Here is a 13,564-nt window from a genome sequence, read left to right as displayed (position 1 = left end):
GACCGTCGTTCCGTCCGGTCCGCGCCCTGCCAGCGTCGTCGCGCCCTGAAGAGTCGGGGCGCGATGCCCGCCACGGGGCGCGCTCGCCACAGGGTGCGCTCGCCGACAACGGTGCGACGACGACCGCACCCGGACGCGCAGCCCGCGCCCGCCAGCGACTACTCGGTCGGGTCCGTCGGCTGGGTGGACCCGCCGAGCGCGGCACGCAGCCGTGCCTCGGCGTCGTCGCCGGAGGCACCGGTCGCGCCGGCAGCCGCAGCGGCCTCGGCGTTCGCCTCGGCGACCGCCCGCACGACCTCTTCACGCTGGATCTTCACCCCGCGTGGTGCGTCGATGCCGATCCGGACGCCGTCGCCCCGGGCGTCGAGGACCGTGATGACGATGTCGTCACCGACGAGGATCCGCTCGCCGACCTTCCGCGTGAGTACCAGCACCCGCTCAGCCTAGCGACAGGACGGGGACCCCCAGCAGGTCGACGGACTCCGGCGTGGCGGTCTCCCCCGCGCCGATCGCGACGACACCGGCCACCGGCAGCCGTGCGGCCACCGCGGACACCATGGCCGCGGTGTCCTCGGGCTTCCGTCCGACGTCGACGACCACCCAGACCTGGTCGGCCTCGATCCCTTCGCCGGTCGCCCGGTCGTCCCACGCGGCGACGGCGAGCACCGCGTGGCCGTCGCGCACGCCGTCGGCGCGGGCGAGGATGGCGGACCGCCGGTCGGCGGCGTCGGTCGGCCGCAGCGCGTGGCGGACGGCGAACAGCCCGGCCGCGGCGTCGACGTCGTTCGCCCGGCCGACCAACAGGACCAGGTCACCGTCAGCAGACCGCACTGCCGGGACAGCAGACCGCGCGGCAGGCGCCGTGGACCGGGCCGCGCGCCGGCCGGGCGCGACGTCGGGGACGGTGGTCGGGCCTCCTGGCAGGGTGTCGGTGACGGCCTGGAGGCGCGGGTCGACGTCCGCAGGCCCGTCCGCTCCGGGCAGGGCGCGCGTCGGGCGCGGGGCGCTCCCCGTGATCCCGTCCGCCACGAAGCCGTCGAGCACCGACGCGAACGCGTCGGCACGCGTGGCCTGGGTGCCGTCACCGCGCGCGATGCGGGCCTCGGCCGCGTCGGCGTCGGCGAGCAGCGCCGCGATGCCGATCCGCTGGACGGGTGAGTCGGCGATCACGACGCGTGCGGTCGGGGTCTCCCCCGGTTCCGGCACCTCGACGGTGGCCTCGACGTGGGCCTTGCGGAACAGCCCGCCGATGCCCGGCGTGGTGACCCGCTCGGCGGCGACGATCCGTGCACCCGCGCCGAACTCGGTCCGGACGGCGTCGCGGACCTCGTCGAGCGTCGCGCCGTTACGCTGCAATCGGGTCGGCGGCACGGACCACTCCCACGGTCTCGATGGTGGAGCCCGCGGCGGTGGCCTCCTGGTACGACAGCACCGGGAGCCCGTTCGACTGGGCGGCGACCATGCGGTGCACGGCCGGGCGGAGCTGCGGGGCGCAGACGAGAACGGCGGACAGGCCCTGGTCCTCGATGCTGCGCACGGCATCGCGGACGGAGCCCAGGACCTGCTCGATGCGGTGGGCGTCGAGGACGATCTGGCTGCCCTGTTCGGATGGTCGCAGGCCCTCGAGCATCGACTGCTCGAGCAGCGGGTCGATCATGATGACGCGCAGGGTGCCCTGGTCGGTGTACCGGGCGGCGAGGGCGGGGCCGAGTCCTGCGCGGGCGGCCTCGACCAGCCCCTCGGGGTCGGTGGAGGCCTTGGCGCGCAGGGTCAGCGCTTCGCAGATCCGGCCGAGGTCGTTGATCGGCACGCGTTCGGCGAGCAGGCCCTGCAGCACGCGCTGGAGTTCGGCCATCGAGAGCATGCCCGGCACGAGTTCCTCGACCGCGGCGGGGTTGACCTGCTTGACGCCCTCGGTCAGGACCTTGACGTCCTCTCGGGTGAGCAGGCGGGCGGCGTTGTCGCCGATGACGGCCTGCAGGTGCGTGACGAGCACGGACACCCGGTCGATCACCGTGGCGCCGGTCATCTCGGCGGCGTGCCGGAGTTCGGCGGGCACCCACTTGCCGGTCAGGCCGAACACCGGCTCGACCGTCGAGGTGCCCGGCAGGCCGTCCAGGTGGTCGCCGAGCGCCAGGACGCTGCGGGCCGGGGCGGTGCCGCGGCCGGCCTCGACGCCGGCGATCCGGATGGCGTAGGTCGACGGCGGCAGGTCGATGCTGTCGCGGGTGCGGACCGGCGGCACGACGATGCCCATGTCGACCGCGATCTTGCGACGGAGGGCACGGACCCGGCCGAGCAGGTCGTCGGAGGCGCCGGACACCATGTCGACCAGGTCGGGCGCCAGCAGGATCTCGAGGGCGTGCACGCGCATCTGCTCGATGAGGTCCTCGGGGGTGTCGCCGGAGGGAGCGGCGGCTTCGAGGGCCTGCTGCTCGGCGGCGGCCGACTCGGCGTTCGCGGCGTTCCGGCCGATGCGCCACGCGGTGAACAGCAGGGTCGCACCGACGAGCAGGAAGGGCAGGATCGGCATGCCGGGGATGAACCCCATCGCGATGGCGGCGACGCCGGCGATCATCAGGGCGTTGCGCGACTGCGAGAGCTGGGTGGCGGCCGAGGCACCCATCTCGGACTCCGCGCCGGAGCGCGTGACGATCATGCCGGTGGAGACCGCCATGAGCAGGGCCGGGATCTGCGTGACGAGGCCGTCGCCGATCGTCAGGATGCCGTACTTCGACAGGGCGTCGGTGGCGGACAGCCCGTTCTGCAGCATGCCGATCGCGATGCCGCCGACCAGGTTGATGATGATGATCAGGATGCCGGCGATCGCGTCGCCCTTGACGAACTTCGAGGCGCCGTCCATCGCGCCGTAGAAGTCCGCCTCGGCGGAGACCGCGGCGCGGCGGTCCTTCGCCTGCTGGTCGGTGATGAGCCCCGCGTTCAGGTCGGCGTCGATCGCCATCTGCTTGCCGGGCATGGCGTCGAGGGTGAACCGTGCCCCGACCTCGGCGACGCGCTCGGCACCCTTCGTCACGACGACGAACTGGATGACGATGAGGATCAGGAAGATCACCGCGCCGATGATGATCGACCCGGACACGGCGACGTGGCCGAACGCCTGGATGACGTCGCCGGCGAAGCCCTCGCCGAGCACGAGCCGGGTCGACGCCACGTTCAGGCCGAGGCGGAACAGCGTCGCGACGAGCAGCAGCGACGGGAACACCGAGAAGTCGAGCGGCTTCTTCACGAACAGCGTCGTGAGCAGGATCACCAACGCCAGCAGGATGTTGATGATGATCAGGAAGTCGAGCAGGAACGACGGCACCGGCAGGATCAGCAGCAGGATGATGCCGACGATGAACACCGGGACGACGAGCTTCGGCAGGTCCTTGCGGTTCATGCGGGGAGTCCTTCGGTCGGGGTCTCGGCGATGCGCGGTGCGCGGAGTTTGCGGGGGCGGAGGTCACCGGTCAGCGTGGCCGGGTCGATGACGCTCGCCACCTCGTCGGGCGTGGTCGGCCTCGGTGGTGCGTGGGTGCCGGCCGCTGCACCGCGGGCCTTCAGGGCCATCACGAACGACAGCACCCGGGCGACCGGCGTGTACAGGTCGACGGGGATCTCGTGCCCGAGCTCGCACGCGGCGTGCAGCGCTCGGGTGAGCGGGACGTCGCGCACGATCGGCACACGGTCCTCCTCCGCCCGGGCACGGATGACGTCGGCGACGGGCCCGGCGCCCTTCGCGACCACCCGCGGTGCGGCCTTGCCCGGCTCGTACTTGAGCGCGACGGCGTAGTGGGTCGGGTTCGTCATGACGACGTCAGCGGTGCCGACCGCCTGGATCATCCGGTTGCGGCTCATCGCGAGCTGGCGGGAGCGGCGCTGACCCTTGACGAGCGGGTCGCCGTCGCTCTTCTTCTGCTCGTCCTTGACCTCGCGCTTGGTCATCATGGTGCGCTTGCGGTTGCGGCGGATGACCACGAGCACGTCGATCGCGGCGAGGACGAGCCCGGCGGCGATCGCGGCGCGGAGCAGGGTGCCCGCGCCGTCCGCTGCGGCCTCGAGCACGGCGGACAACGGCAGCGAGCCGCTGGTCATGAGCACGGGCATCAGGCCCTGCACGGCGAACCAGAGCACGAGGCCGACGACGGTGGTCTTCAGCAGCGCCTTCGCCCCGTTCCAGAGCGCCTGGACGCCGAACACGCGCTTGAGGCCCGCGATGGGGTCGAAGTGCGACGCCTCGGGCGCGAGCTTGCGGATGTGCACCCCGCCCTGCGCGACGGCGGCCGCGGTGACGGCGACGAGCACCACCGCGAGCATCGGGCCGAGGGTCGCGCCGACGCTGGCCATCGCGTCGCCGAACAGGTGGTTCATGGTGCCGATCGTCGGGTTCGCGATGACGGACTGCACGGCGACGAGCTGTGCCGTACCGGCGGCCGCCGCGTTGCCGATCATCGACGGCACCATGAGGGCGACGACGGCGATGCCGATCCACGCACCGAGGTCCTGGGACCGGCCGAGCTGGCCCTTCCGGTGGACCTCCTGCATGCGCTTCTGGGTGGCCTTCTCGGACTTCTCACCACTGTCGGACACGGCGCCTCACCCCCGTCCCGTGATCGCCTGGACGGCGTCACCGGTCAGCGACGACACCACCGAGGGCAGGGCCATGAAGAGCGCTCCGGCGAACAGGACGGTCAGCCCGATCTTGATCGGGAACCCCATCTGGAACGCGTTGAGGGCCGGTGCGACGCGGGTGAGCAGCCCGAGGCCGACGTCCGCCAGGAACAGCACGACCACCAGCGGCCCGGCGATCTGCAGCGTCGCCAGGAACATCTGCGACATCGCTGCCACGAGCAGGTGGGCCAGACCGTCGACCGCGAAGCTGCCGGTGAGGGGCACGGCGTCGAAGGACCGCACGAGCCCACCGACGATGAGCTGGTACCCGCCCGAGGTGAACAGGAGCGCGAGCGCCGCCATCTGGAACAGCCGGGTGAACTGGGCGCCGTTGACCTGCGACTGCGGGTCGAACGCCTGCGCGAGCGTGAACCCGCCGAACAGGTCGATGAGCGCACCGGCGGACTGCACCGCGGCGAACACCAGGAACACGAGGAAGCCGAGCGACAGCCCGACGACGAGCTGGGTGAGCAGCGCGAGCAGGAAGGGCCCGGTGTCGAGCGACTCGTAGCCGACGGCGACGCGCGGGGCGACGCCGATCGCCAGGCCGAGCCCGAGGATCACCTTCACGGTTCCGGGGAACGCCCGGTACGAGAACGGCGGCGCGATGACGAAGAACGCGACGAGCCGGACGCCGGCGAGCATGGTCGCCTCCAGACGGTCGGCGTTGATCGCGAGTTCCATCAGCCGCTGCCGAGGAGCTTCGGGATCATGTCGAAGGCGACGTGCGTGAACGCCACCATCTCCGAGATCATCCAGTTTCCGCAGACGACCAGGGCGATCGCGACGGCGACGGCCTTCGGCACGAACGAGAGCGTGACCTCCTGGATCTGGGTCACGGACTGGAACAGCGAGATCGCGAACCCGACGACGAGCGACGTGACGAGCACCGGAGCGGCGAGCTTGCCCGCGACCAGGAGCGCCTGGAGGACCAGGTCGATGACGGCCTGCTGGTTCATGCCTGCCCCCTAGACAACGTGGTAGCTCTCGATGAGCGACGTGATGATGAGGCCCCAGCCGTCGACCAGGACGAAGAGCAGGATCTTGAAGGGCAGCGAGATCATGACCGGCGGGAGCATCATCATGCCCATCGACATGAGTGCCGCCGAGACGACGAGGTCGATCACCAGGAACGGGATGAAGATGACGAACCCGATGATGAACGCGCTGCGGAGCTCCGAGATGATGAACGCCGGGATGACGGTCGTCATCGGCACGTCGGCCATCGACTTCGGGTTGTCGAGCCCTGCGGCGCGGGTGATCAGGGCGACGTCCTCGTCACGGGTCTGGTGCAGCATGAAGGTCCGGAGCGGCTTCGTGCCGATCTCGACGGCCTGGTCGAAGTCGAGGTGGCCGGCCAGGTAGGGCTGCAGGGCGTCGTCGTTGATGTGCCCGAGCACCGGCGCCATCACGAACAGCGACAGGAACAGCGCCAGGCCCGCGATCACCTGGTTCGGTGGGATCGACTGCAGGCCCAGGGCGTTCCGCGTCATCGCGAGGACGACGAAGATCTTCGTGAACGACGTCATCATGAGCATGAGCGCCGGGGCGACGCTGAGCAGCGTGATGCCGATGAGCGTCACGACGGCCGACGACGGGGTGCCGTCCGGGCCGTTCACGCTGACGCTGAAGTCGCCGTTCGCGGGAGCGGTCGGCGTCGCGGGGGCGGTGGGTTCGACGACGCCGGCGGCGTGGGCACCGGTCGCGGTGAGCATGAGGAAGCCGGCGACGACCGCCAGCCCGAGCAGGACGAGGGCGGCGGTGCGTCCGGTGCGGACCGCGGTCACCCGGCGCGCCGGTTCCGCAGGGCGGCGGCCGCCTGCCGCCAGGTGTCGACCGACAGGATCGAGCCCTGCAGCTGCTGCGCGGTCGGCACCGTGGTGCGCTGCGGACGACGGTTGCGCGGGCGCATCGGCAGCGGCGTCGCCGCGTCGGCCGGGAGGCTCTCGGTTGCGTCCGTCTGCAGTGTCAGTTCCTGACCGAACGCGTCGGCCGACGGGGCGGGACGCACGGGCAGCTGCACGGGTCCGGTCACGATGGTGAGCTCAGGAGCGGGCGCCTGCCCGCTCGTCAACAGGCTGACGCCCTGCTCCGACACCCCGAGCACCAGGCGCTCCCCCTCGACGTCCACCACCACGACGCTCGCCTTGCCGCCGAGGCCCTGGCGACCGACGACCTCGACGGTCGCCGCACGGCGCCCGGAGGTCTTGCCGGCGAAGCGCTTCTTGCTGGCACGGTGCAGCACCCACATGAGGGCGAGCACGACGCCGAGCGACAGCGCGACGCGGAGCGTGATGAGGAGGGTGTCCACGCGGGGCTCAGAGGGATTCGGCGACGTCGAGGATGCGGGTGATCCGGACGGCGTAGTCCTGGTCGACGACGACGACCTCGCCGTGCGCGATGAGGCGACCGTTCAGCAGGACGTCGGCGGGCGCACCGGCGCTGCGGTCGAGTTCGACGACCGCGCCGGGCTCCATGCCGAGCACGTCACGGACCGACATGCGGGTGCGACCGATCTCCACGGTCAGGGTCATCTCGACGTTGTTGATGCGGCCGAGGTTGCCGGCGGGCACCCCGACGGGCGCGGCGGCGGAGACCGTGCCGTGCTCGCGCACCCGGATGCCGAACCAGCCGCTCGGGACACCACCGGCGGTCAGCTCGAACACCACCGTGTCGGGGTCGGCCAGCAGCGCCGCCGCCGACTCGCGGCTCGCCTCGCCGAGGACCCCCACGCCGAGCACGGACGCGGCGGCCTCGAGCGACGGACGCAGCACGTCGGTGACGGCCACGATCCCGTGGTCGGTGCCGCCGGCAGCGATCACGGCCTCGAGGTCGGTGAGCACGAGGGCCAGATCGGCCGACAGGCCGCCGACGAACGACGCGACCACGGCGTCGGTCGCCGCTTCGAGCACGACCGGGGTCGCGCCTCCCGGCAGCAGCAACGCACCCAGCGGGACGGCCGTCGGGAGCTGCGCCGCGAGCGACTCGGCCGCGGTGGTCTGGAGGGTGGTCGTTTCGGTCATCAGTGCTGCTCCGTGCTCGTGGTGGTGACGACGATGCCGGCGAGGCGCGAGCCGTTCGCGCCGACCGCGGCGGTGCCGACGGGTTCACCGTCGACCGCGATGGTGAGGGGGCGGTGCTGCGGGTGCGGCAGCGGCAGGACGTCGCCGACCGCGAGCCGGAGCACCTGCGTGGGCAGGACCGTCGCCGGGGCGAAGCGCAGGCTGACGCCGACGGGGACGCCCGCGAGCTGCGCGTCGAGCAGGGCCTGGGCGTCGGCGGGCGACACGTGCGCGGCGGCCTCGCCGAGCTGCGGCAGCACGGCCTCGGCGGGCAGCGCGAGCGTGCCGGGGGCGACGCGGTCGCCGACGCGGATCGAGAACGCCGCGACGATCATCAGGTCGCCCTTCTGGGCGGCCTGGGCGAACTGCGAGTTGAACTGGAAGCCACCAGCCGTGACGTCGTGCGCGAGCAACCCGCCGAACGAGTAGCGGAGATCGTCGAGGGCGTCCTCGACGATCTTGCGCACGAGGGCCTGCTCGATGGGCGTGAAGGTGCGCTCCGGGGTCGGCAGCGGCTTCGACGCGCCGAGGGCGTGCGAGACCCAGGTCAGCGCGGCGTCGAGCGGGACCTGCAGGACGCCCTTCGGGACGACGTCCGCGATCGGCAGCAGCACCATGCCGGTGAGCGCGGGCAGCGAGGCGGCGTACTCGTCGTACGTCACCATCTGCACCTGCTCGCAGGTGACCTGGCTGACGGCACGCACCTTCGCGGTGAGCTGCGTGCCCCACTGCCGCGCGAAGGTCTCGAACGCGAGCTCGAGGACCCGGGCGTGCTCGCGGGCGAGCGTCGACGGGCGCGCGAAGTCGTACACCTCGGGCGCTGGCAGGGTCTCGGTCACGGGTGCGTCTATCGGTCGCCTGTGCGGCACCCGTCAGTGCTGTACCCCGTACTGGGGATGCGGGGTCTCCAGCCCCGTCGATCGTGCGTCAGCCCTGGCGTGCTCCGTCCTGCGCCTTCGCCAGTGCCGGCATCAGCGCGCTGACGTCCTGGTCGGCGTTCGACAGGACCACGATGTCGACCCGTCGGTTCAGGGCGAGGTCCTGGTCGGTCCCGCCCTTCGCGAGCGGCCGGCTCGACCCGAAGCCGACGCTCTGCACGTGGTCGCCCGGCATCCCGCCACGCTCGACCAGGTCGCGCAGCACCCCCGTCGCCCGGGCCGCGCTGAGCTCCCAGTTGGTGGCGTACGGCGCCGTCGAGCTCCGCTGGTCGGCGTGCCCCTCGACGCTGACGTCGTGGTGGCTCGTCTGCAGGACCGGTGCGATCGCGTCCATGATCGACCTCGCCTGGTCGGACAGGTCCGCGCTGTTCGTGCCGAAGTAGGTCTCACTGCCGACGAGCCGGACGATCAGGCCACGGGCGTCGACCGTGAACTGCACGTTCGCGGTCTGCCCCGCCTTCGCGAGGTTCTGCTTGATCGCCTGCTCGATCGCCGTGAGGTCGTCGAGCTCCTTCTGGGCGTCGGCGAGGTCCTGCTTCGTCGCGGTCACCGGCACGACGGTCGACGCGGGGTCGACGTTGGTGTCCTTCGTGCCGGACGACGCCGTCGAGTGGTCGGCCTGCGACTTGTCAGTCGAGTACCCGGAGCCGTCCTCGACCTGGTCCTTCGTCACCACCGTGCCGCTGGCGGTGTCGACCTTCTGCGACTTCACCTCGCCGAAGCCCGTCGCCAGGGAGTTCTTCAGGGCGATGTACTTCTCCTGGTCGACCGTCGACATGGCGAACAGCACCAGGAACATGCACATCAGCACCGTGATCATGTCCATGTACGACGCCATCCAGCGCTCGTCGGGGTGCTCGGCCTCGTCGTGGCCCTTCTTCGCACGACCGCGGCCGCGCCCTCGTGGGTTGGCGCTCACGTCAGGCCGCCAGTTGCTGGTCGTCGGCGTCGGCGTCGGCGTCTTGCTTGTTCTTGCCGGCCTTGCCCTTCGAGGTGTCGGTGCGCGCTGCCGGCGGCACCATCGCCTTGAGACGTTCACCGAGCAGGCGCGGCTGGCTGCCGGCCTGGACCGCGAGCAGCCCTTCCATCAGGAGCGTCTGGCGGTCCGACTCGAGCTGTGCGAGCTTCCGGAGCTTGCCGCCGATCGGCAGCCACATGAAGTTCGCGGTGAGCAGGCCCCACAGGGTCGCGACGAACGCACTCGCGATGAGGGGACCGAGCTCGTCGGGCTTGCCGAGGTTCGCGAGCACGTGGGTCAGGGACACCACGGTGCCGATGATGCCGACCGTCGGAGCGAAGCCGCCGAGACCCATGAAGAACGCACTCGCACTGCGCGTGGGGGCCGCGTTCGACTCGATCTCGTCCTCGAGCAGGATCCGCAGCTCGTCGCCGTCGGTGCCGTCCGCGATGTTCTGCAGCGCCTTCTTCATGAACGGGTCGTCGTGCTTGTCGGCCTCCTGCTCGAGGGCGAGCAGACCGTTCGACCGAGCCGTCTCCGCCAGGCCCACGACGTCGTCGATGACCGACTGCGGTGGCGTGACCTTGCCGGTGAACGCCTTCGGGACGGCCTTGAAGCTCGCGATGGCGTCCTTCAGCGTGGTGCTCGCGATCCCGCAGCCGATGGTGGCTCCGAACACGAGCAGCATCGGCGCGGGCAGGAACAGCCCGGCGAGCTCGACGTGCTCCATCTCGACCATGCCGAACAGGGCGCCGAAGGCGAGCAGGATCCCGATGATCGTCGCGATGTCCACGTCAGCGACCCCCGTCCTGCGTGCGGAGGGGTGCGACCGCGGCGAGCGTCGGCTGGGGGCCGGTGGCGTTCCGCGTGTTCGGCAGGTCGGTGCCGTAGGCCATGCCGACGATGCGAGCGCGGTACCCGGCGATCAGGTCGATGACGTCGGCCATGGACTCGCGGACGATGTACTTCGCCCCGTCGACCATGATGAGCGTCGTGTCCGGCGTCTCGTGGATGCGCTCCACGAGGTCGGGGTTGACAGCGAATGCGCTGCCGTTGAGTCGTGTGACGACGATCATGGCCCGTCCTGGTTCTCGATCGTCCCGCCGCCGTCCGTGGGGCGGGATGCTGCCCGTCCGTGGGCCTGCACGGAGGTCTATCGGCGGGTGGGGCCGGCGCGTTAGCGGCGGTCACTAGCCTGGTCCGGTGATCACCGCAGCAGACCTGCTCGACCACCCGCGGGGACGACGGTTCTGCCTCGAACTCGTCAGCGGCGTCCAGCAGCCCGACGACCCCGCCGCCGCGGCGGGCGCACTCGCCGCGGTGTCCCTGTCGGTCCCCACAGAGGACGACGTCGTGGTGGCCCTCGAGTCGACCGCGGACAGCGCGCTCTGGTGGCAGCCGGCGGATGCGACGGATGCGCTCCTCAGCCGTCCCGAGTTGCGGCCGGCGCTGACCCGGATGGCGCGCTGGGCGGTGGACAGTCCGGTCGTCCGGCAGCTCGCCGAGCCGCAGGGCGGCGCGTGGACCGTCGAGTTCGACGACGAGGACGAGGAGGCGCCTCGCCCGAGCCCCGGGCAGGCGCTCCGCGACTGGGCCCGTGCGGTGCGTGGCGAGGTCGCCCAGGGCGATCCCGGCGTGACGAGCGGCGACTGGTGGACCACCCCACCGTGGCCGCTGGTGCAGACGACCCGGGCACCCTTCCCGTCCGCCGGTCCGCTCGCGCTGTGGGCGGTGGAGGACTCCTTCGGCCACGGACACGCCCGTGCCCGGCCGGCACCGGCCGACGCTGCTGCCCGCGTGTTCACCGTCGACGGTCCGGACGACTGGGCTGCGCTGTGCCGTCGTTGGCCGCTCGACGTGACCACGACCACCCGACGGAACGACTGGCAGCTGGCGACGGGGCGCCAGGGCACCTGGGTGCTGCCGGACTGGTACGCGGTGGCCGCCGAGTACGACGTCGTCCACCTCACCGTCTCGGGGTGGTTGCGCACCTCGGGAGACGCGGTGACGGTCGATGACGACCGTGCGAGCGTCGTCGCCGGCTGGACGCCGGACTCGGCCTACTGGCTCACCGACCACGAACTCGGGACCGGCATGTGGGCGGCGTGGTCGCGGCCCGGGAACTCCGGGGTCTGGCGACGACACGACTGACCATCTCGTCCCCCGAATTCTCAGCTGTGATGTATTCGAGACCTCGAGACGAGCAACGTGTGTCGTTCTCCAGTCGTTTTATCTCATGAGCGTGTTACGTTGGCGCCATGTCCGACACCACCACCGTCGTCTCGCCGGCCACCCCGGCATCCGCCGCCCCGCTCCGCGAGGTCGGTGCCCTCATCCGGGGCGCCCGCAAGGGCCGCAGCATGACCCAGGCGCAGCTCGCCGAACGCGTCGGCACCAGCCAGAGCGCGATCAACCGCATCGAACAGGGCGGCCAGAACCTGTCCCTCGAGATGCTCACCCGCATCAGCGACGCCCTCGACCAGCAGATCGTCTCGATCGGCGGCGCCCCGCAGCGTGCCCACCTGCGCGTGCAGGGAGGGCGGAAGCTCAGCGGGTCCATCGCCGTCAACTCGAGCAAGAACGCCGCCGTCGCGCTGCTCTGCGCTTCGCTGCTCAACCGCGGCGTCACCCGCCTGCACAAGGTCGCCCGGATCGTCGAGGTCGACCGGATCATCGACGTGCTCCGCAGCCTCGGCGCGAGCGTCACGTGGTCCGAGGACGGCGAGACCCTCGAGATCGTCGCACCGTCCGACCTGCACCTCGACGCGATCGACGCCGACGCCGCCCGCCGCACACGCAGCGTCCTGATGTTCCTCGGCCCGCTCAGCGGCCGGTACGAGTCCTTCCGGCTCCCGTACGCCGGTGGCTGCGACCTCGGCACCCGCACGGTCGAGCCGCACCTCATCGCGCTGCGCCCCTTCGGCGTCGACGTCGAGGCGACCTCCGGCTGGTACGAGGTCGGCGTCGCGAACCAGGACGTCCCCACGAAGTCCGTCGTCCTCACCGAGCGCGGCGACACCGTCACCGAGAACGCGATCCTCGCCGCGGCCGCCCGCGACGGCGAGACCGTCATCCGCAACGCCAGCCCCAACTACATGGTGCAGGACCTTTGCTTCTTCCTCGAGCTGCTCGGGGTGCAGGTCGAGGGCATCGGCACCACGACGCTCCGCATCACCGGCAAGAGCCGCATCGACGAGGTCGTGGACTACTGGCCGAGCGAGGACCCGGTCGAGGCCATGAGCCTGCTGACCGCCGGCATCGTCACCGACTCCACGCTCACCGTCACCCGAGCGCCGATCGAGTTCCTCGAGATCGAGCTCGCGACCCTGGCCGAGATGGGCCTGCGGTTCGACGTCACCGACGAGTACCCCGCCGCGAACGGCCGCACCCGCCTGGTCGACATCACCGTGCACCCGTCCGAGCTGCACGCCCCGATCGACAAGATCCACGCGATGCCGTTCCCCGGGCTGAACATCGACAACCTGCCGTTCTTCGTCGTCATCGCCGCGATGGCCGAGGGCACCACGCTCGTGCACGACTGGGTCTACGAGGGCCGGGCGATCCACCTGCTCGACCTGACCCGTCTCGGCGCGAGCGTCACCCTGCGCGACCCGCACCGCCTGGACGTCACCGGTCCGACGCACTTCTCGGGTGCCGAGATCAGCTGCCCGCCGGCCCTCCGCCCCGCGGTGGTCATCCTGCTGGCGATGCTCGCGGCGAAGGGCGAGAGCGTCCTGCGGAACGTGGGCATCATCGCCCGCGGCTACGAGCAGCTGCAGGAACGGCTGAACTCCCTCGGCGCGTCCATCGAGACGTTCCACGACTGAGGCGACCGCCTGCCCGCGTGACCCGACGGCCCGTCCCCGCAAGTGGGGACGGGCCGTCACCCGTTCTGCGCGGATCGACCCGCGCCTCCAGGCTGATGCGCAGGAGCG

15 protein-coding genes are annotated in these 13,564 nt (G+C 71.4%); 2 read left to right on the top strand and 13 right to left on the bottom strand.

Annotation, left to right across the window (positions count from 1 at the left end; genetic code table 11):
- Positions 1–158: 158 nt before the first annotated feature.
- From csrA to ACIPV1_RS02240, 13 genes are all read right to left on the bottom strand, one after another.
- Positions 159–434, bottom strand: a complete 276-nt coding sequence (gene csrA / locus ACIPV1_RS02300) for a carbon storage regulator CsrA (protein ID WP_402725703.1) — start codon at positions 432–434, stop codon at positions 159–161.
- Positions 435–438: 4 nt separating this feature from the next.
- Positions 439–1,371 carry a hypothetical protein gene (locus tag ACIPV1_RS02295; RefSeq protein ID WP_402725702.1) on the bottom strand — a complete coding sequence of 311 codons (933 nt, stop codon included), beginning with the start codon at positions 1,369–1,371 and terminating at the stop codon, positions 439–441.
- Positions 1,346–3,400: a flagellar biosynthesis protein FlhA gene (locus tag ACIPV1_RS02290; RefSeq protein ID WP_402725701.1), complete on the bottom strand. Its 2,055-nt coding sequence runs from the start codon at positions 3,398–3,400 to the stop codon at positions 1,346–1,348. Before ACIPV1_RS02290 ends, ACIPV1_RS02295 begins: the two co-directional genes overlap by 26 nt.
- On the bottom strand, positions 3,397–4,590 hold the full coding sequence (locus ACIPV1_RS02285) for a flagellar biosynthesis protein FlhB (protein ID WP_131920247.1): 1,194 nt from the start codon (positions 4,588–4,590) through the stop codon (positions 3,397–3,399). Before ACIPV1_RS02285 ends, ACIPV1_RS02290 begins: the two co-directional genes overlap by 4 nt.
- A 6-nt stretch (positions 4,591–4,596) precedes the next feature.
- The gene (locus tag ACIPV1_RS02280) at positions 4,597–5,355 is read right to left on the bottom strand and encodes a flagellar biosynthetic protein FliR (RefSeq protein WP_123339580.1); all 759 of its coding nucleotides are present in this window, start codon (positions 5,353–5,355) and stop codon (positions 4,597–4,599) included.
- Complete coding sequence (gene fliQ, locus ACIPV1_RS02275) at positions 5,355–5,630, bottom strand: flagellar biosynthesis protein FliQ (RefSeq protein WP_111084131.1); 276 nt, start codon at positions 5,628–5,630, stop codon at positions 5,355–5,357. The genes ACIPV1_RS02280 and fliQ overlap by 1 nt, the downstream gene beginning before the upstream one ends.
- 9 nt (positions 5,631–5,639) lie before the next feature.
- Entirely contained in the window at positions 5,640–6,458 is an 819-nt protein-coding gene (gene fliP / locus ACIPV1_RS02270; RefSeq protein ID WP_132100406.1) for a flagellar type III secretion system pore protein FliP, read from the bottom strand.
- Positions 6,455–6,982: a flagellar biosynthetic protein FliO gene (locus tag ACIPV1_RS02265; RefSeq protein WP_123938086.1), complete on the bottom strand. Its 528-nt coding sequence runs from the start codon at positions 6,980–6,982 to the stop codon at positions 6,455–6,457. Before ACIPV1_RS02265 ends, fliP begins: the two co-directional genes overlap by 4 nt.
- A gap of 7 nt (positions 6,983–6,989) precedes the next feature.
- On the bottom strand, positions 6,990–7,694 hold the full coding sequence (gene fliN, locus ACIPV1_RS02260; protein WP_123292757.1) for a flagellar motor switch protein FliN: 705 nt from the start codon (positions 7,692–7,694) through the stop codon (positions 6,990–6,992).
- On the bottom strand, positions 7,694–8,572 hold the full coding sequence (locus tag ACIPV1_RS02255) for a flagellar motor switch protein FliM (protein ID WP_123292756.1): 879 nt from the start codon (positions 8,570–8,572) through the stop codon (positions 7,694–7,696). The genes fliN and ACIPV1_RS02255 overlap by 1 nt, the downstream gene beginning before the upstream one ends.
- A gap of 88 nt (positions 8,573–8,660) precedes the next feature.
- Positions 8,661–9,590 (bottom strand): flagellar motor protein MotB, encoded by a 930-nt coding sequence (locus ACIPV1_RS02250; RefSeq protein ID WP_402725700.1) that lies wholly within the window; start codon positions 9,588–9,590, stop codon positions 8,661–8,663.
- Position 9,591: 1 nt separating this feature from the next.
- On the bottom strand, positions 9,592–10,422 hold the full coding sequence (locus ACIPV1_RS02245; protein WP_402725699.1) for a motility protein A: 831 nt from the start codon (positions 10,420–10,422) through the stop codon (positions 9,592–9,594).
- A gap of 1 nt (position 10,423) precedes the next feature.
- A complete protein-coding gene (locus ACIPV1_RS02240) occupies positions 10,424–10,705 on the bottom strand; it encodes a flagellar FlbD family protein (protein ID WP_123339574.1) in 282 nt (93 codons plus the stop codon).
- 127 nt (positions 10,706–10,832) lie between these two features.
- On the opposite strand from ACIPV1_RS02240, the gene ACIPV1_RS02235 reads away from it, so the two are divergent.
- Entirely contained in the window at positions 10,833–11,780 is a 948-nt protein-coding gene (locus ACIPV1_RS02235) for a hypothetical protein (RefSeq protein ID WP_402725698.1), read from the top strand.
- A gap of 107 nt (positions 11,781–11,887) precedes the next feature.
- Positions 11,888–13,456 (top strand): UDP-N-acetylglucosamine 1-carboxyvinyltransferase, encoded by a 1,569-nt coding sequence (locus ACIPV1_RS02230; protein WP_185002989.1) that lies wholly within the window; start codon positions 11,888–11,890, stop codon positions 13,454–13,456.
- The last annotated feature ends 108 nt before the right edge of the window (positions 13,457–13,564 follow it).

Source organism: Curtobacterium sp. NPDC089991 (assembly GCF_044748425.1).
GTDB lineage: Bacteria > Actinomycetota > Actinomycetes > Actinomycetales > Microbacteriaceae > Curtobacterium.
This window is presented reverse-complemented; position numbering and strand designations above follow the sequence as displayed.